Annotated in this window: 8 protein-coding genes, 2 tRNA genes and 6 rRNA genes; 1 reads left to right on the top strand and 15 read right to left on the bottom strand. The window is 43.1% G+C overall.

From position 1 onward, the window contains the following. The first annotated feature begins 96 nt into the window (after window positions 1–96). Entirely contained in the window at window positions 97–1,515 is a 1,419-nt protein-coding gene (locus tag AB9L17_RS00155) for a PLP-dependent aminotransferase family protein (RefSeq protein WP_375199914.1), read from the top strand. A 16-nt stretch (window positions 1,516–1,531) separates the two neighbouring features. On the opposite strand, the gene asnB is transcribed toward AB9L17_RS00155, so the two are convergent. From asnB to AB9L17_RS00080, 15 genes are all read right to left on the bottom strand, one after another. Next, a complete protein-coding gene (asnB, locus tag AB9L17_RS00150) occupies window positions 1,532–3,370 on the bottom strand; it encodes an asparagine synthase (glutamine-hydrolyzing) (protein ID WP_375199913.1) in 1,839 nt (612 codons plus the stop codon). 103 nt (window positions 3,371–3,473) lie between these two features. Continuing rightward, a complete protein-coding gene (locus AB9L17_RS00145; RefSeq protein WP_223556726.1) occupies window positions 3,474–4,805 on the bottom strand; it encodes a D-alanyl-D-alanine carboxypeptidase family protein in 1,332 nt (443 codons plus the stop codon). Window positions 4,806–4,948: 143 nt separating this feature from the next. Then, window positions 4,949–6,412: an IMP dehydrogenase gene (gene guaB / locus AB9L17_RS00140; RefSeq protein ID WP_068986815.1), complete on the bottom strand. Its 1,464-nt coding sequence runs from the start codon at window positions 6,410–6,412 to the stop codon at window positions 4,949–4,951. A gap of 311 nt (window positions 6,413–6,723) precedes the next feature. After that, window positions 6,724–6,839, bottom strand: a 5S ribosomal RNA gene (rrf, locus tag AB9L17_RS00135). 309 nt (window positions 6,840–7,148) lie between these two features. Further along, window positions 7,149–10,076, bottom strand: a 23S ribosomal RNA gene (locus AB9L17_RS00130). A gap of 181 nt (window positions 10,077–10,257) precedes the next feature. After that, window positions 10,258–11,809: ribosomal RNA gene (locus AB9L17_RS00125) — 16S ribosomal RNA — on the bottom strand. Together the 16S, 23S and 5S rRNA genes form the textbook arrangement of a ribosomal RNA operon. Before the next feature lie 308 nt (window positions 11,810–12,117). Continuing rightward, complete coding sequence (locus AB9L17_RS00120) at window positions 12,118–13,011, bottom strand: patatin-like phospholipase family protein (protein WP_223557148.1); 894 nt, start codon at window positions 13,009–13,011, stop codon at window positions 12,118–12,120. Window positions 13,012–13,204: 193 nt separating this feature from the next. Further along, window positions 13,205–13,384, bottom strand: a complete 180-nt coding sequence (locus AB9L17_RS00115; protein ID WP_223557146.1) for a hypothetical protein — start codon at window positions 13,382–13,384, stop codon at window positions 13,205–13,207. Between the two features lie 7 nt (window positions 13,385–13,391). Continuing rightward, window positions 13,392–13,724, bottom strand: coding sequence for a hypothetical protein (locus AB9L17_RS00110; RefSeq protein ID WP_223557144.1), 333 nt, complete (start codon window positions 13,722–13,724; stop codon window positions 13,392–13,394). A 190-nt stretch (window positions 13,725–13,914) separates the two neighbouring features. Beyond that, entirely contained in the window at window positions 13,915–15,087 is a 1,173-nt protein-coding gene (locus AB9L17_RS00105; RefSeq protein ID WP_375199912.1) for an ATP-grasp domain-containing protein, read from the bottom strand. Window positions 15,088–15,429: 342 nt separating this feature from the next. Beyond that, a 5S ribosomal RNA gene (gene rrf / locus AB9L17_RS00100) occupies window positions 15,430–15,545 on the bottom strand. A gap of 69 nt (window positions 15,546–15,614) precedes the next feature. Continuing rightward, window positions 15,615–18,542: ribosomal RNA gene (locus tag AB9L17_RS00095) — 23S ribosomal RNA — on the bottom strand. A gap of 90 nt (window positions 18,543–18,632) precedes the next feature. Next, window positions 18,633–18,708: transfer RNA gene (locus AB9L17_RS00090), tRNA-Ala, on the bottom strand. Between the two features lie 12 nt (window positions 18,709–18,720). Next, a tRNA-Ile gene (locus AB9L17_RS00085) sits at window positions 18,721–18,797 on the bottom strand. A gap of 93 nt (window positions 18,798–18,890) precedes the next feature. Further along, window positions 18,891–20,442, bottom strand: a 16S ribosomal RNA gene (locus tag AB9L17_RS00080). Window positions 20,443–20,579 lie beyond the last annotated feature (137 nt).

The raw sequence follows: 20,579 nt of genomic DNA, 5'->3' as shown, positions 1-20,579 counted from the left end.
CCTCCACCTGTATGATGAAATTTAGTATAATAGAAATTGACCATATAAAAATATCCAGTTTACAAAATAATTATAAGGTCAGGAGGATTGATGGACGTGGACATGCTATTATTTCAACTAGAAAAAAATGGTGAAAAACCGCTCTATGATCAGCTTTATAGCGGCATTAAAGAGGCTATTATTACAAAGAAAATAGCAGTAGGAGAAAAATTACCATCAAAAAGAAAATTATCTGATTTTTTGAATATTTCTCAAACAACAATAGAAATTGCGTATGCACAGCTACTTGCAGAAGGCTATATTATGTCAAAATCACGAGTTGGTTATTTTGTAGAGGAAATTGACGAGCTTCCGTATATTCAACAGGACACAGTAGCTTCCTTAAACGAACAACCTAAGAAAAAATCGCACAAGATAGATTTTAATCCTGGTTCCATCGATATCGGTGCCTTCCCTTTTCAAACATGGCGGAAATATGCGAAAGAGCTCTTTGACAACGCCTCAAAGGAATTATTATTAACAGGTGAGCCTCAAGGAGAACGATCTTTACGTACCGAGATTGCTAATTATTTATTTCAATCACGTGGAGTTGTTTGTAGTCCTGAGCAAATTGTTATTGGCTCCGGAACAGAACAACTTCTTCCAATGATTTTACGACTTTTTAATGACGACACTTGCTTTGCGCTTGAAAATCCAGGCTATCCAGCTGTGCATCGTATGTTTTCCCAACATAAACGAAAAGTCTATCCAATTGCGGTCGATGATGAAGGAATTGTCATTCATGAGCTCGAAAAAACTAGCGCAGACGTTGTTTATATCACGCCATCACATCAATTCCCAACAGGAGCAGTATTATCAGCAACGAGACGTGCACAGGCTTTAAAATGGGCCGCACAAAGCTCCTCTCGTTACATTATAGAAGATGATTACGATTCCGAATTTCGCTATACTGGAAAACCAATTCCTGCACTTCATGCATTAGATCGAAACGATAAAGTAATTTATATGAGTACCTTTACAAAATCGTTAATGCCATCCTTGCGTGTAGCTTATTTTGTACTTCCACCAAAATTACTTGCTACTTATAATGATGTATTTAATTACTATTCATCAACAGTGCCTCGCTTCGATCAACATATCGTAGCTAATTTTATGCGTGATGGTCATTTTGCAAAGCATTTAAATCGAATGAGGAAAATTTATCGAAAAAAGCATGAAAAACTCACTTCAATTTTAGAAAACTATTCTAATCAAATTAAAATTACTGGAGAGCAAGCAGGCATGCATATTTTACTTGATGTACAACATGCTTTATCGGAAAAGCAATTACAGCAGCTTGCCTCCAATGCAGATATCGGGATTTATCCATTATCTGATTATCGCCTGGATTACTCCACAGCCTCACACGCTCAATTTTTACTAGGTTTTGGAAGTATACCTGTAGATGAAATAGAAGCGTTTATCGAAAAGCTAATGGACTGTTGGGATATACAGAAGAAACACCCATCAAATTGATAGGTGTTTCTTTTGATCATGATTCAATCAATTGGATATTATAATGCTTAAACCATGTATGAATTTGCCCCAGGTAAGCTAAAAGCTGTGGGCCTGCCATTAATTGTCCATACCATGGAACTTTGAAAGAACTGCCACCAGATTCAATTAGCTCGATTAGCTTCTGCCGTTCAAATAATTCATGAAGAATCGAACTTTTATCCTTCACTATTTCTCTTAGCCATTTTTGAACGCCTGCTGTATAAACTGGATGATAAGTTTTAGGATACGGGTTCTTTTTTCGATATAAAACTTCTTCTGGCAATAAGTGTTGCATTGCTTTACGAAGCAACCCCTTTTCCATACCACCTAAATTTTTCATTTCCCAAGGAATATTCCACGCATATTCCACAAGGCGATGATCTGCAAATGGAACACGAACTTCAAGACTCGCTCCCATGCTCATACGGTCTTTTCGTTCCAGCAATGTTTGCATAAACCATACCATATTCAAATAAAACATTTCACGTTGCCTTACTTCCTCAATACTTTCTCCATCAAGATAGGGTACTTCAGCAATCGTTTGCAAATATACCTGTTGTGCATAAGATTCAACAGCTAATTTCTTACGCCACCGATCTTGTAACATTGTAGACCTTTCAGACAGCGAACGAATCCAAGGGAAACCTGTAGCCACTTCTGTAAACCATGGGTATCCACCGAAAATTTCATCCGCACATTCACCTGATAGCGCAACGGTAAAGTCCCTTTTTATTTCTCGACAAAACCATAGTAATGATGAATCTACATCCGCCATCCCTGGTGAATCTCTAACAATGACAGACTCTACTAACAAATCGATTAATTGCTGCTGAGAAATTTCCTCAGTATGATGTGTTGTACTAAAGGTATCTGTCATTTTTTGAATCCAATACGTGTCTGTCGATGTTTGAAAAGCATGTGGATTAAAGAAACGCTCATTATCCTCATAGTCTATAGAGTACGTATGAAGTGTGCCTTTGTTTTGTTGCTGAAACATGTTTGCTGCAATTCCAGTAATGATGCTGGAATCTAAACCACCTGAAAGAAATGTACAAATCGGTACGTCTGAAACAAGCTGTCGTTCAATAGCATCCGTTAGCAAAAAACGGACATGATCGATTGTTTCTTCTAATGGCTCTTCATGCCGTTTACTCTGCAACTTCCAATACTGCCAAAGTCGTATACCCTCTCTAGAGAAACGCATTGCATATCCTGGACGTAACTCATTAATATTTTGAAAAAGTGACTTTCCGGGCGTTCTAGATGGTCCTAAAGCCATAATATTAGCTAGCCCTTCTATATTAACGGTTGTTTTCATCAATGGATGAGCTAATAATGCTTTCACCTCTGATGCAAAAAGCAGGCCGTCTTGTAGCTCTGTATAAAACATAGGCTTTACACCTAGTCGATCCCGGCATAAAAAAAGAGATTGTGATTGTTCATCCCATACACCAAAAGCGAAAATCCCATTTAAAAAATCTACACACTGCTCTTTCCATTCAATATAAGCAGTTAATAACACTTCCGTATCTGAATGAGTTGTAAAAACATGCCCTCGATTTTGAAGCTCTTTCCGTAATTCTTCTGTATTATAAAGCTCGCCATTGTATGTAATGACATAGTTTGCACCATCATGTACTTTTTTCATTGGCTGCTTCCCACCGATTAAATCGATGACGGCTAACCGTCGATGGCCAAATGCAATATGCTCACTACACCAAATATTTTCATCATCAGGCCCTCGTTTATTTAACATTTGCGTCATTAACTTCAGAATTCTATCACTTGTTCTTAAATCCTTTTGAAAGCTAGCCCATCCAGTAATACCACACATTTAGCCACACATCCTTTCGCCTATTAGCGTATGCAGTAAAGTGTGAAAACGTGAAAAGAACACGAGATGTTTGAAAACATCTACGTGTTCTATCCATTAGTTATTAAAATAAGCCACCAACAAAGTCGGTAATACCACTCCATAAGTTACCGAAGAAGCTACCAACACCTTGGAAGAATAGCGAGATACCATTAGCACGCTCTACAGCCTCCGTAGTGACAACATCAGCTGAAAGTTCCTTACCGTCAATAAAACCGTAATCTGTGCCTTCTGAGCGCTCAATAACTACCTTTCCGACAGGTGTATCCTTCTTGACCTCTGCTTCAATACTCTTTTTATCTAATACTAGTTTAGGTTTATATAAGTCTTTCTCAGATGACTTGACCATAAATGAAACTGGTTCTTTAACAGCAATCGCTACATTCTTTTCTTTACCTTTCGTAACTTTTACTGTTTCTTGATCTTTAAACGTATAGTTTGCCGGGAGAATTTCTTGTTTCGAGAATTGTGAGAAGCCATAGTTAAATAATTTAGCTGTTTCATCGAAGCGTGCTTTATATGAGCCTTCTCCATTTGCATCTACAGCCTTCATAACAACAGCAATTAAACGTGTACCATTACGCTCTGCAGTACCTGTAAAGCAATGTCCAGCAAAGTCTGTTGTTCCTGTTTTTAATCCATCAACGCCTTCATATTGGTATACTAATCCTGGCAACATAAAGTTCCAGTTCTCCATTTTAATTGCATCTTCTGTACCTTCACGGAAAGTTTTCTTTGCAATTTTAGAAGTTTTTAATACATCCGGATGATCTTTTAGTAAATGATATGCTAATTTGGCTACAGATTTAGCAGGCATTACATTTTCATCATTTGGTCCAGTACCGGCTGGCTGCATGCCAAATAAATTTGCATTGTTAAGACCAGTAGAGTTTACGAATTTATAGTCTGTAAGACCAAGCTCTTCTGCTTTTTTATTCATTAGCTTTAAAAACTCAGTTTCAGTACCCGCAATTGTTTCTGCTATAGCCACTGTAGCAGCATTTGCAGAGTAAATTGCCATCGCCTCATACAATTCACGAATTGTGTAAGACCCGTCTCTACGCAATGGTACATTACTTAACGCACGATCTTGAGACAATTTATACGTATAATCCGTTACATGATATTCCTGATCCCACTTAACTGTACCTGCATCAATTGCGTCCAATAACAAGTATTCAGTCATCATTTTTGTCATACTCGCAATACCTAGTGATGTATCTGCATTTTGTTCATATAAAATTTTACCTGAATCTGCGTCAATTAAAATCGCAGCATCCACTTTTAATCCTAAATCTGATTCTGCATGTGCCTTCGCAGGAACAGCTGCTAAAACACTAAATAACAAAACAGGAATTAGGAGCAAGCGGATAACTGTGTTCATTGTCTTTTTCACCTTTAAAGCCCTCCAAAAAAATAATCTTGTCCTCGACATTTTATCATAGAAAGTTACTTCCGTGCGCACTCTCTACCATAAAAAAAATGCTCTCGCGCCATCTTTGTAGACGATTCGAGAGCATAAAAGTTGCTAGTAATATATTACATCGAATAGTTTGGTGATTCTTTTGTGATTTGTACATCATGTGGATGTGATTCACGTAGACCTGCACCTGTCATTCGAACAAACTGAGCATTTTCACGTAAGAACTCAAGGTTAGGTGATCCGCAATAGCCCATACCTGCACGAATACCACCGATTAGTTGATAAATTGTATCTGCTAGAGGTCCTTTGTATGGAAGACGGCCCTCAATACCTTCTGGTACTAATTTTTTCGCATCTTCTTGGAAATAACGATCTTTTGAACCCTTTTCCATAGCTCCAATTGAACCCATACCACGATAAACTTTGAAACGACGACCTTGGAAGATTTCAGTTTCGCCAGGAGATTCAGAAGTACCTGCAAGAAGTGAACCAAGCATTACAACGTTACCACCTGCTGCAAGAGCTTTTACAATGTCTCCAGAGTATTTAATGCCTCCATCAGCAATAATTGTTTTACCAAGCTCACGAGCTACTGTTGCACAATCGTAAACAGCTGTAATTTGTGGTACACCTACACCAGCTACTACGCGTGTAGTACAGATAGAACCTGGTCCAATACCAACTTTCACTACATCTGCACCAGCTTCAAATAATGCGCGTGCACCTTCACCTGTTGCCACGTTACCAGCGATAATTTCTAGCTCTGGATATGATTCACGGATAGAGCGAATTGTTTGTAATACTCCCTCAGAATGACCGTGTGCTGTATCGATTACTACGATATCTACTTGTGCTTCAACAAGCTTCTCAATACGTAGCATCGTATCTTTTGAAACACCAACTGCTGCCCCTACTAATAAACGACCGTGTATGTCTTTTGCAGCGTTAGGGAACTCAATTACTTTTTCGATATCCTTAATTGTGATTAATCCAGTTAATTTACCTTCTTCATCTACAATTGGTAGCTTTTCGATTTTATATTGTTGAAGAATCTTTTCAGCATCCTCTAAAGTCGTTCCAACAGGAGCTGTAATCAAATCTTCTTTTGTCATAACGTCTTCAATTTTTAAAGAATAGTCAGAAATAAAACGTAAGTCACGGTTTGTAATGATCCCAACTAGCTTTTGGTTTTCCATACTATCAACAATTGGTACACCCGAAATTCGGTATTTGCCCATTAAATGTTCAGCATCAAAAACTTGGTGAGTCGGAGTTAAGAAGAATGGGTTTGTAATAACACCATTTTCAGAACGTTTTACTTTTTCTACTTGCTCAGCTTGCTCATCAATACCCATGTTCTTATGGATAATACCGATACCACCTTGACGTGCCATAGCAATTGCCATTTTAGATTCTGTAACTGTATCCATGCCCGCACTGACCATTGGAATATTTAATTTAATCTTCGGTGTTAGTTGAACTGATAAATCAACATCTTTCGGTAATACTTCTGAATGAGCTGGTACTAATAATACATCATCAAAAGTTAAACCTTCTTTGGCAAATTTAGTTTCCCACATTTTCGTAACTTCCTCCTATAGTGAAAAGAATATTAATTGTAAGATTAACAACGAGCTAGGCTACTGTCAAGAAACTTATAAAAGAAAGACAATTCAGATTTTTCAAGGTAGTAATTATAATAGTCTTTCGTCCCCTTTCACATGGACAAAAATGAGGCCTTTTCAATTTTCTTTCTTCAATTAGTATATAAACATTAGCTAAAATCCGTCTTATCTTAATTTTAAGCAAGTTTTGCAAAATTATTGATAAATTATTAATGATTTTCATAAAAAATAAAAAAACAGCCAGCACACAGCTGACTGTTTTCTTTGCCTAGCGACGTCCTACTCTCACAGGGGGAAGCCCCCAACTACCATCGGCGCTAAAGAGCTTAACTTCCGTGTTCGGTATGGGAACGGGTGTGACCTCTTTGCCATCATCACTAGACTATTGTCGACCTCCAATACACGGCGTATTACTGCGTCAGCTTTTCTCGCTCAATCGGTCACGTACAGAGGTACGCTCCCTCATTCACTCGTTTGCTTCCTTGTACTACTTGTGTCTTGAAGCTCTCTTCGGCTTCCAATATACGTCGTATTTCTTCGTCAGCTTCTGTCGCTCAGTCAGTCACGTACTTGAGTACGCTCCTTCCCTCTCTCCATCGCTTCCTCGAACTACTCGTATCTTGAAACCCTTATATGAAAGGTTTTGTTCTTTCAAAACTGGATAAACGGTGCATTGAATGTTTCAAACATTTTGGTTAAGTCCTCGATCGATTAGTATTCGTCAGCTCCATGTGTCACCACACTTCCACCTCGAACCTATCTACCTCATCGTCTTTGAGGGATCTTACTTACTTGCGTAATGGGAAATCTCATCTTGAGGGGGGCTTCATGCTTAGATGCTTTCAGCACTTATCCCGTCCACACATAGCTACCCAGCGATGCCTTTGGCAAGACAACTGGTACACCAGCGGTGTGTCCATCCCGGTCCTCTCGTACTAAGGACAGCTCCTCTCAAATTTCCTACGCCCACGACGGATAGGGACCGAACTGTCTCACGACGTTCTGAACCCAGCTCGCGTACCGCTTTAATGGGCGAACAGCCCAACCCTTGGGACCGACTACAGCCCCAGGATGCGATGAGCCGACATCGAGGTGCCAAACCTCCCCGTCGATGTGGACTCTTGGGGGAGATAAGCCTGTTATCCCCGGGGTAGCTTTTATCCGTTGAGCGATGGCCCTTCCATGCGGAACCACCGGATCACTAAGCCCGTCTTTCGACCCTGCTCGACTTGTAGGTCTCGCAGTCAAGCTCCCTTGTGCCTTTACACTCTACGAATGATTTCCAACCATTCTGAGGGAACCTTTGGGCGCCTCCGTTACCTTTTAGGAGGCGACCGCCCCAGTCAAACTGTCCGCCTGACACTGTCTCCTGCCCCGCTAAGGGGCATGGGTTAGAATTTCAATACAACCAGGGTAGTATCCCACCGACGCCTCCTTCGAAGCTGGCGCTCCGAGATCTCTGGCTCCTACCTATCCTGTACAAGTTGTACCAAAATTCAATATCAGGCTACAGTAAAGCTCCACGGGGTCTTTCCGTCCTGTCGCGGGTAACCTGCATCTTCACAGGTACTATAATTTCACCGAGTCTCTCGTTGAGACAGTGCCCAGATCGTTACGCCTTTCGTGCGGGTCGGAACTTACCCGACAAGGAATTTCGCTACCTTAGGACCGTTATAGTTACGGCCGCCGTTTACTGGGGCTTCAATTCGCAGCTTCGCTTGCGCTAACCACTCCTCTTAACCTTCCAGCACCGGGCAGGCGTCAGCCCCTATACGTCACCTTACGGTTTTGCAGAGACCTGTGTTTTTGCTAAACAGTCGCCTGGGCCTATTCACTGCGGCTCTCATGCGCTTGCACGCTCAAGAGCACCCCTTCTCCCGAAGTTACGGGGTCATTTTGCCGAGTTCCTTAACGAGAGTTCTCTCGCACACCTTAGGATTCTCTCCTCGACTACCTGTGTCGGTTTGCGGTACGGGCACCTCTCACCTCGATAGAGGCTTTTCTTGGCAGTGTGAAATCAGGAACTTCGTCCATACGGACTCGCCATCACAGCTCAACGTTACAGTGTGCGGATTTGCCTACACACACGCCTTACTGCTTGGACGCGCACAACCAACGGCGCGCTTACCCTATCCTACTGCGTCCCCCCATTTCTCAAACGGTGAGGAGGTGGTACAGGAATATCAACCTGTTGTCCATCACCTACGCCTATCGGCCTCGGCTTAGGTCCCGACTAACCCTGAGCGGACGAGCCTTCCTCAGGAAACCTTAGTCATACGGTGGACGGGATTCTCACCCGTCTTTCGCTACTCATACCGGCATTCTCACTTCTAAGCGCTCCACCAGTCCTTCCGATCTGACTTCAACGCACTTAGAACGCTCTCCTACCACTGACATCGTAGATGTCAATCCACAGCTTCGGTGAATCGTTTAGCCCCGATACATTTTCGGCGCAGCGTCACTCGACCAGTGAGCTATTACGCACTCTTTAAATGATGGCTGCTTCTAAGCCAACATCCTGGTTGTCTGTGCAACGCCACATCCTTTTCCACTTAACGATTACTTTGGGACCTTAGCTGGTGGTCTGGGCTGTTTCCCTTTTGACTACGGATCTTATCACTCGCAGTCTGACTCCCGTGTATAAATATCTGGCATTCGGAGTTTGTCTGAATTCGGTAAACCGGGATGGCCCCCTAGTCCAAACAGTGCTCTACCTCCAGTATTCTCATCACGAGGCTAGCCCTAAAGCTATTTCGGAGAGAACCAGCTATCTCCAAGTTCGATTGGAATTTCTCCGCTACCCACACCTCATCCCCGCACTTTTCAACGTGCGTGGGTTCGGGCCTCCAGTAAGTGTTACCTCACCTTCACCCTGGACATGGGTAGATCACCTGGTTTCGGGTCTACGACCACGTACTAATTCGCCCTATTCAGACTCGCTTTCGCTGCGGCTCCGCCTTCTAAAGCTTAACCTCGCACGTAATCGTAACTCGCCGGTTCATTCTACAAAAGGCACGCTATCACCCATTAACGGGCTCTAACTACTTGTAGGCACACGGTTTCAGGATCTCTTTCACTCCCCTTCCGGGGTGCTTTTCACCTTTCCCTCACGGTACTGGTTCACTATCGGTCACTAGGTAGTATTTAGCCTTGGGAGATGGTCCTCCCGGATTCCGACGGAATTTCACGTGTTCCGCCGTACTCAGGATCCACTCAGGAGAGAACGAACTTTCGACTACAGGGCTTTTACCTGCTCTGGCGGACCTTTCCAAGTCGCTTCATCTAACTCGCTCTTTTGTAACTCCGTATAGAGTGTCCTACAACCCCAAGAGGCAAGCCTCTTGGTTTGGGCTCTTCCCGTTTCGCTCGCCGCTACTCAGGGAATCGATTTTTCTTTCTCTTCCTCCAGGTACTTAGATGTTTCAGTTCCCTGGGTCTGCCTTCAAGACGCTATGTATTCACGTCAAGATACTACGCGATTAAACGTAGTGGGTTCCCCCATTCGGAAATCTCCGGATCAAAGCTCACTTACAGCTCCCCGAAGCATATCGGTGTTAGTGCCGTCCTTCTTCGGCTCCTAGTGCCAAGGCATTCGCCGTGCGCCCTTAATAACTTAACCAAGTTATTAAGCCTATAAAAAAACTTAAAAAATAAATGTGTTTGTTACAATTTCAATGTCGTTTTATCCAGTTTTCAAAGAACAAGTTTTGAAGTATTTCATTCAGAAGAATGAACCTTCAAAACTGAACGCAAAACGTAATCTTACAAACCCTAGGTTTGTATTCCGAAAATATCCTTAGAAAGGAGGTGATCCAGCCGCACCTTCCGATACGGCTACCTTGTTACGACTTCACCCCAATCATCTATCCCACCTTCGGCGGCTGGCTCCAAAAGGTTACCCCACCGACTTCGGGTGTTACAAACTCTCGTGGTGTGACGGGCGGTGTGTACAAGGCCCGGGAACGTATTCACCGCGGCATGCTGATCCGCGATTACTAGCGATTCCGGCTTCATGTAGGCGAGTTGCAGCCTACAATCCGAACTGAGAACGACTTTATCGGATTAGCTCCCTCTCGCGAGTTGGCAACCGTTTGTATCGTCCATTGTAGCACGTGTGTAGCCCAGGTCATAAGGGGCATGATGATTTGACGTCATCCCCACCTTCCTCCGGTTTGTCACCGGCAGTCACCTTAGAGTGCCCAACTAAATGATGGCAACTAAGATCAAGGGTTGCGCTCGTTGCGGGACTTAACCCAACATCTCACGACACGAGCTGACGACAACCATGCACCACCTGTCACCGTTGTCCCCGAAGGGAAAACCATATCTCTACAGTGGTCAACGGGATGTCAAGACCTGGTAAGGTTCTTCGCGTTGCTTCGAATTAAACCACATGCTCCACCGCTTGTGCGGGCCCCCGTCAATTCCTTTGAGTTTCAGTCTTGCGACCGTACTCCCCAGGCGGAGTGCTTAATGCGTTAGCTGCAGCACTAAGGGGCGGAAACCCCCTAACACTTAGCACTCATCGTTTACGGCGTGGACTACCAGGGTATCTAATCCTGTTTGCTCCCCACGCTTTCGCGCCTCAGCGTCAGTTACAGACCAGAAAGTCGCCTTCGCCACTGGTGTTCCTCCAAATCTCTACGCATTTCACCGCTACACTTGGAATTCCACTTTCCTCTTCTGCACTCAAGTCCCCCAGTTTCCAATGACCCTCCACGGTTGAGCCGTGGGCTTTCACATCAGACTTAAAGGACCGCCTGCGCGCGCTTTACGCCCAATAATTCCGGACAACGCTTGCCACCTACGTATTACCGCGGCTGCTGGCACGTAGTTAGCCGTGGCTTTCTAATAAGGTACCGTCAAGGTACAGCCAGTTACTACTGTACTTGTTCTTCCCTTACAACAGAGTTTTACGATCCGAAAACCTTCTTCACTCACGCGGCGTTGCTCCATCAGGCTTTCGCCCATTGTGGAAGATTCCCTACTGCTGCCTCCCGTAGGAGTCTGGGCCGTGTCTCAGTCCCAGTGTGGCCGATCACCCTCTCAGGTCGGCTACGCATCGTCGCCTTGGTGAGCCGTTACCTCACCAACTAGCTAATGCGCCGCGGGCCCATCTTATAGCGACAGCCGAAACCGTCTTTCAGTATTTCACCATGAAGTAAAATAGATTATTCGGTATTAGCCCCGGTTTCCCGGAGTTATCCCAAACTATAAGGTAGGTTGCCCACGTGTTACTCACCCGTCCGCCGCTAACGTCAAAGGAGCAAGCTCCTTCTCTGTTCGCTCGACTTGCATGTATTAGGCACGCCGCCAGCGTTCGTCCTGAGCCAGGATCAAACTCTCCATAAAAAGAAATTTGATTAGCTCAAATTGTTTTGCTGGCATCATGTTTGATGTCCAAAATTTTGTTTCGTTCACTAACTCAAGGTTAGCTACTAAAAACTTTATTGATTACGTTTTGCTTGTTCAGTTTTCAAGGTTCATTTCGTTATCTCTTTGTTAAGAGTTAACTTTTATATAATAACATGTTTCGTATATAATGTCAAACAGTTATTTTTTTTTTATATTGTTCTAGCTGTTTGTTCAGCAGCAACTTTTATATAATATCACTTACTCCTATAGAACGTCAATAGTTTTCTATCGTTTTTTTAAAAGTTTTATAACTTATATCTTGGCCATGTTTTTAAAAATTGAATAGTACGGTTTCTGCCGATCTCTAGCAGTGTTTCTTTAGTTTCTTCATCTAAATCAAATTGTGTAGCACTATAATCATCGACAGGAATGAAAATAATATCTCTCTCATGTCGTCTCGAGATATATCTTTCATCATGAGCATCTTTCATAGTCGAAAATAAAGCTTCAAATAAATTCAATCCATTTTTAATTTTGTGTGGACATTGTTCTTCTCTACGTCTACTTAATTTTAGCCCTATAATAGGTCGTACTTTACGTCCTTCTTTATCATCGAATACCCATAATGGAAAATTACTCAATACACCACCATCTACAATAACAGATTCACCTTTCCCTGTTTTTAATGTGACCGGTTCAAAGAAAAATGGAATCCCACAGCTCATACGTAATGCACAAGCCACCGAGAAATTACTTGCATCAATATGATAGTTGTGTAAATCATCTGGTAAAACAATGATTCTGCCGTTTGTTAAATCGGACGCAACTAATTTTAACGAATCTTTAGGTAGATCCCCGAAAGTATAAACTCCCTTTTTAGCTAATTTCTGAAAAAACCATTTTTCCAAAGCTTTTCCTTTATATAAACCTAAATGGTGATAAACATTGACCCACTTCATAAACGGAAATGGTAATATTGTTCTCCTTGGATCTAGTAATGAAGGTACATCCAACTCTTCTAGTATAGTTTGGATTTCTTTACCGCTATATCCTGAAGCAATAAAAGCAGCTAAAATAGCCCCTGCACTCGTTCCTGCTACCCTTTTAAACCGAAAATTTTCAGCTTCTAATACTTGATACGCCCCAACTAATGCAAACCCCTTCAGACCTCCACCAGAAAAAACACCATCAATCCACAAAATTCCCTCTCCTTTTTTAAGGTAATCGTTACATTATATAAAGAGTTATATACAAATAGAACAAACTCGATGAGTATTTTGTCGAATTATTAAACTACTTTGATACGATCATACAGATCTAAAAATATTAAAAGGACTAGCTCTGATCAGTATAGAGCTAATCCTTTTAACTTAGTTCATATTATTGCTTTGATTACTTGATTTTAAAATGTGCAATTTGACCTTTTAAATTTTCAACCATCTCGTTTACTTGATTAGCTGTTCCTAGCATCTCTTCCATAAAAGCAGATTGCTCTTGCATAGTTGAAGCAATATGTTGGGTACCTCCTGATGTTTGCTCCAATGATTGCACAGTTGTCTCAGTAGTCCCCAATACTTGTTCAGAGCTTGCTGATATTTGTTCTACTGTCGAAGCAATTCTTATGAGCACCGTAATCATCTATATAAATATCACTTGTAACCATTTTTGTTGTACCTAACGCAGCTTTTTGTTCATCTGTAAACGCTAGTGGTGATAAATACTTATCGTCTTTACCTAAAAATAGAATGACTTCTTTATTATCTACTTTACTCATAATATAAACATTTTCTAAATCATACTTTTTTTGAAAAGCATTTCCTTTAGACAATAATTCTTCATATGCACTTTTGTTTGTTTTAGCACTATTGATTAATTCTTTATCAAACAGCTCATCAAATTCCTCCATTTGCATTGTTAAGCTCTTTTCAAATTGAGGAATAGTATACCCATCAATTAAATGATCAGCTACAAAAAAATGACAAAACTAAAAATTGTACTTATAACAACAATAGGCATTAGACGTTTAATAATATTTTCTTTCTAATTGTCATTCCTTTTAACAACATTAACGCTCCTAACTGTAATAAAAAAATTAAACAATGTTAAGCAAGTACCAATTCTTTTAACGTAATATATTGATCCAGATCTAAATTCAATAACCTTATATTTTCTTTTAGATCCGGTGATTTATGGAATATTACAGCAAAAGTAGAGCTTTCATTAATTTTTATTGGTCGATATTCTAAAATTTCATCAAAATTTAGTTTAAATGCTTCATGATTAATAGATTTAACTTTCTTACAATCAATAGATGCATCTATTTCAGCACAACAGAAACTATAAATTGAATCATCCATTTGATTAACTATATTTTCCCAATCGGTCTTTTGTTGTTTAAAAAAGTATACACATGCGTTTACACCATATGCATAAACACCAAGTTCGTTTGTACCTATACCAGCAAATCTTAGTGGATTTACTTCAATAGGAACAATTTGTCCATCACGATCAATGCGCACTTCAATATGTAGAGGGGCAAGTTTTAAAGCGAAGAATGATGAAATAGTTCTTAAAAATTCTTGAATTTTGTGGAGAGACTCATTTATTACTTGCTTACTCGTATAGTAAATTCTATCGCTCATGTCTTTCTCATGCCTAAACATTCTTTTAAAAAGATTTAGGATAACTGGTTCCCCATCTTCTGAAAAATAGGCATCAACAGCGTATTCATCACCTTCAATTAACTTCTCGATTATAAATGTTTGACTATTTATAACTTCGATTGGATATTCTGAACCCGTAACTTCCATTTCAAATTTAAGTTGTTTAATAGTTTCATTATATTCCTCTACTTTATCAATACGATGTACACCTATACTGGAATATCCTATAGCAGGTTTAACAATAATAGGGAAAGGTAGTATATTAGAATCTAGTTCTTCTAATTCTTTTAGAGAAACTTCTGTGAAAAAGAAATCTTTATAATGTCTACTTAATGTTTTCCTGAAAGTAACTTTATTTTTCAAAATATCTGTAACAGTTGTTAAATAGTGATCAGGCGCATATTTTGATAAAATATTAAGTCCATTTTCAGAGTTAAAGAGAATTGGAGAATTCCCCTTCTCTAATTCAATCAACAAATCATCTACCTTTTTTAAATTTATAGCAGATTCGTTTGGTATAAAAACTTCATTTAATTTGATAACCGGAATTTTATTCTTACTAACTGTTTGCGCTAATAAATCTGAAACATAAGGTCTATCTAGTATTATCAATTTTTATACTCCTATTCATGTATTTTTTAATAGATCTATATTCTAAAACAATCTATAAAAGTATGAAAAAATAACCATTCCCTATCTTAATATTAAATACCCACAAAATCCATAATTTTAACTCATTATATTATAGGTGATATTACATCTAGATTGATAAAAAGTATAATTAAATACCTATATACCACTAAGTATTTTTAACTATATAAAAATTATCTTTGCTAAAGTAAATAACTAAAAAAAATCAAGAAGCTAATTATTTTAGCTTCTTGATTTTTTTATTAGTATATTTTTTTATAATTTCATAAAAAAACAGCCAGCACACAGCTGACTGTTTTCTTTGCCTAGCGACGTCCTACTCTCACAGGGGGAAGCCCCCAACTACCATCGGCGCTAAAGAGCTTAACTTCCGTGTTCGGTATGGGAACGGGTGTGACCTCTTTGCCATCATCACTAGACATTGTATTTGGTTGAAAGATTTGTTCTTTCAAAACTGGATAAACGGTGCATTGAATGTTTCAAACATTTTGGTTAAGTCCTCGATCGATTAGTATTCGTCAGCTCCATGTGTCACCACACTTCCACCTCGAACCTATCTACCTCATCGTCTTTGAGGGATCTTACTTACTTGCGTAATGGGAAATCTCATCTTGAGGGGGGCTTCATGCTTAGATGCTTTCAGCACTTATCCCGTCCACACATAGCTACCCAGCGATGCCTTTGGCAAGACAACTGGTACACCAGCGGTGTGTCCATCCCGGTCCTCTCGTACTAAGGACAGCTCCTCTCAAATTTCCTACGCCCACGACGGATAGGGACCGAACTGTCTCACGACGTTCTGAACCCAGCTCGCGTACCGCTTTAATGGGCGAACAGCCCAACCCTTGGGACCGACTACAGCCCCAGGATGCGATGAGCCGACATCGAGGTGCCAAACCTCCCCGTCGATGTGGACTCTTGGGGGAGATAAGCCTGTTATCCCCGGGGTAGCTTTTATCCGTTGAGCGATGGCCCTTCCATGCGGAACCACCGGATCACTAAGCCCGTCTTTCGACCCTGCTCGACTTGTAGGTCTCGCAGTCAAGCTCCCTTGTGCCTTTACACTCTACGAATGATTTCCAACCATTCTGAGGGAACCTTTGGGCGCCTCCGTTACCTTTTAGGAGGCGACCGCCCCAGTCAAACTGTCCGCCTGACACTGTCTCCTGCCCCGCTAAGGGGCATGGGTTAGAATTTCAATACAACCAGGGTAGTATCCCACCGACGCCTCCTTCGAAGCTGGCGCTCCGAGATCTCTGGCTCCTACCTATCCTGTACAAGTTGTACCAAAATTCAATATCAGGCTACAGTAAAGCTCCACGGGGTCTTTCCGTCCTGTCGCGGGTAACCTGCATCTTCACAGGTACTATAATTTCACCGAGTCTCTCGTTGAGACAGTGCCCAGATCGTTACGCCTTTCGTGCGGGTCGGAACTTACCCGACAAGGAATTTCGCTACCTTAGGACCGTTATAGTTACGGCCGCCGTTTACTGGGGCTTCAATTCGCAGCTTCGCTTGCGCTAACCACTCCTCTTAACCTTCCAGCACCGGGCAGGCGTCAGCCCCTATACGTCACCTTACGGTTTTGCAGAGACCTGTGTTTTTGCTAAACAGTCGCCTGGGCCTATTCACTGCGGCTCTCATGCGCTTGCACGCTCAAGAGCACCCCTTCTCCCGAAGTTACGGGGTCATTTTGCCGAGTTCCTTAACGAGAGTTCTCTCGCACACCTTAGGATTCTCTCCTCGACTACCTGTGTCGGTTTGCGGTACGGGCACCTCTCACCTCGATAGAGGCTTTTCTTGGCAGTGTGAAATCAGGAACTTCGTCCATACGGACTCGCCATCACAGCTCAACGTTACAGTGTGCGGATTTGCCTACACACACGCCTTACTGCTTGGACGCGCACAACCAACGGCGCGCTTACCCTATCCTACTGCGTCCCCCCATTTCTCAAACGGTGAGGAGGTGGTACAGGAATATCAACCTGTTGTCCATCGCCTACGCCTATCGGCCTCGGCTTAGGTCCCGACTAACCCTGAGCGGACGAGCCTTCCTCAGGAAACCTTAGTCATACGGTGGACGGGATTCTCACCCGTCTTTCGCTACTCATACCGGCATTCTCACTTCTAAGCGCTCCACCAGTCCTTCCGATCTGACTTCAACGCACTTAGAACGCTCTCCTACCACTGACATCGTAGATGTCAATCCACAGCTTCGGTGAATCGTTTAGCCCCGATACATTTTCGGCGCAGCGTCACTCGACCAGTGAGCTATTACGCACTCTTTAAATGATGGCTGCTTCTAAGCCAACATCCTGGTTGTCTGTGCAACGCCACATCCTTTTCCACTTAACGATTACTTTGGGACCTTAGCTGGTGGTCTGGGCTGTTTCCCTTTTGACTACGGATCTTATCACTCGCAGTCTGACTCCCGTGTATAAATATCTGGCATTCGGAGTTTGTCTGAATTCGGTAAACCGGGATGGCCCCCTAGTCCAAACAGTGCTCTACCTCCAGTATTCTCATCACGAGGCTAGCCCTAAAGCTATTTCGGAGAGAACCAGCTATCTCCAAGTTCGATTGGAATTTCTCCGCTACCCACACCTCATCCCCGCACTTTTCAACGTGCGTGGGTTCGGGCCTCCAGTAAGTGTTACCTCACCTTCACCCTGGACATGGGTAGATCACCTGGTTTCGGGTCTACGACCACGTACTAATTCGCCCTATTCAGACTCGCTTTCGCTGCGGCTCCGCCTTCTAAAGCTTAACCTCGCACGTAATCGTAACTCGCCGGTTCATTCTACAAAAGGCACGCTATCACCCATTAACGGGCTCTAACTACTTGTAGGCACACGGTTTCAGGATCTCTTTCACTCCCCTTCCGGGGTGCTTTTCACCTTTCCCTCACGGTACTGGTTCACTATCGGTCACTAGGTAGTATTTAGCCTTGGGAGATGGTCCTCCCGGATTCCGACGGAATTTCACGTGTTCCGCCGTACTCAGGATCCACTCAGGAGAGAACGAACTTTCGACTACAGGGCTTTTACCTGCTCTGGCGGACCTTTCCAAGTCGCTTCATCTAACTCGCTCTTTTGTAACTCCGTATTGAGTGTCCTACAACCCCAAGAGGCAAGCCTCTTGGTTTGGGCTCTTCCCGTTTCGCTCGCCGCTACTCAGGGAATCGATTTTTCTTTCTCTTCCTCCAGGTACTTAGATGTTTCAGTTCCCTGGGTCTGCCTTCAAGACGCTATGTATTCACGTCAAGATACTACGCGATTAAACGTAGTGGGTTCCCCCATTCGGAAATCTCCGGATCAAAGCTCACTTACAGCTCCCCGAAGCATATCGGTGTTAGTGCCGTCCTTCTTCGGCTCCTAGTGCCAAGGCATTCGCCGTGCGCCCTTAATAACTTAACCAAGTTATTAAGCCTATAAAAAACTTAAAAAAATAAATGTGTTTGTTACAATTTCAATGTCGTTTTATCCAGTTTTCAAAGAACAAAAAATTGGTGGAGCCTAGCGGGATCGAACCGCTGACCTCCTGCGTGCAAGGCAGGCGCTCTCCCAGCTGAGCTAAGGCCCCAAGAGGTATATATGGTGGGCCTAAATGGACTCGAACCATCGACCTCACGCTTATCAGGCGTGCGCTCTAACCAGCTGAGCTATAGGCCCTCTTAGAAGTTTTATTTTTTTCATAAACCTTCAAAACTGAACGCAAAACGTAATCTTACAAACCCTAGGTTTGTATTCCGAAAATATCCTTAGAAAGGAGGTGATCCAGCCGCACCTTCCGATACGGCTACCTTGTTACGACTTCACCCCAATCATCTATCCCACCTTCGGCGGCTGGCTCCAAAAGGTTACCCCACCGACTTCGGGTGTTACAAACTCTCGTGGTGTGACGGGCGGTGTGTACAAGGCCCGGGAACGTATTCACCGCGGCATGCTGATCCGCGATTACTAGCGATTCCGGCTTCATGTAGGCGAGTTGCAGCCTACAATCCGAACTGAGAACGACTTTATCGGATTAGCTCCCTCTCGCGAGTTGGCAACCGTTTGTATCGTCCATTGTAGCACGTGTGTAGCCCAGGTCATAAGGGGCATGATGATTTGACGTCATCCCCACCTTCCTCCGGTTTGTCACCGGCAGTCACCTTAGAGTGCCCAACTAAATGATGGCAACTAAGATCAAGGGTTGCGCTCGTTGCGGGACTTAACCCAACATCTCACGACACGAGCTGACGACAACCATGCACCACCTGTCACCGTTGTCCCCGAAGGGAAAACCATATCTCTACAGTGGTCAACGGGATGTCAAGACCTGGTAAGGTTCTTCGCGTTGCTTCGAATTAAACCACATGCTCCACCGCTTGTGCGGGCCCCCGTCAATTCCTTTGAGTTTCAGTCTTGCGACCGTACTCCCCAGGCGGAGTGCTTAATGCGTTAGCTGCAGCACTAAGGGGCGGAAACCCCCTAACACTTAGCACTCATCGTTTACGGCGTGGACTACCAGGGTATCTAATCCTGTTTGCTCCCCACGCTTTCGCGCCTCAGCGTCAGTTACAGACCAGAAAGTCGCCTTCGCCACTGGTGTTCCTCCAAATCTCTACGCATTTCACCGCTACACTTGGAATTCCACTTTCCTCTTCTGCACTCAAGTCCCCCAGTTTCCAATGACCCTCCACGGTTGAGCCGTGGGCTTTCACATCAGACTTAAAGGACCGCCTGCGCGCGCTTTACGCCCAATAATTCCGGACAACGCTTGCCACCTACGTATTACCGCGGCTGCTGGCACGTAGTTAGCCGTGGCTTTCTAATAAGGTACCGTCAAGGTACAGCCAGTTACTACTGTACTTGTTCTTCCCTTACAACAGAGTTTTACGATCCGAAAACCTTCTTCACTCACGCGGCGTTGCTCCATCAGGCTTTCGCCCATTGTGGAAGATTCCCTACTGCTGCCTCCCGTAGGAGTCTGGGCCGTGTCTCAGTCCCAGTGTGGCCGATCACCCTCTCAGGTCGGCTACGCATCGTCGCCTTGGTGAGCCGTTACCTCACCAACTAGCTAATGCGCCGCGGGCCCATCTTATAGCGACAGCCGAAACCGTCTTTCAGTATTTCACCATGAAGTAAAATAGATTATTCGGTATTAGCCCCGGTTTCCCGGAGTTATCCCAAACTATAAGGTAGGTTGCCCACGTGTTACTCACCCGTCCGCCGCTAACGTCAAAGGAGCAAGCTCCTTCTCTGTTCGCTCGACTTGCATGTATTAGGCACGCCGCCAGCGTTCGTCCTGAGCCAGGATCAAACTCTCCATAAAAAGAAATTTGATTAGCTCAAATTGTTTTGCTGGCATCATGTTTGATGTCCAAAATTTTGTTTCGTTCACTAACTCAAGGTTAGCTACTAAAAACTTTATTGATTACGTTTTGCTTGTTCAGTTTTCAAGGTTCATTT

This window comes from Lysinibacillus sp. RS11, assembly GCF_042019215.1.
Classification (GTDB): Bacteria; Bacillota; Bacilli; order Bacillales_A; family Planococcaceae; genus Lysinibacillus; species Lysinibacillus xylanilyticus_A.
Note: the sequence above shows the minus strand (reverse complement) of the source record. Positions and strands in the feature narration are given on the sequence as shown.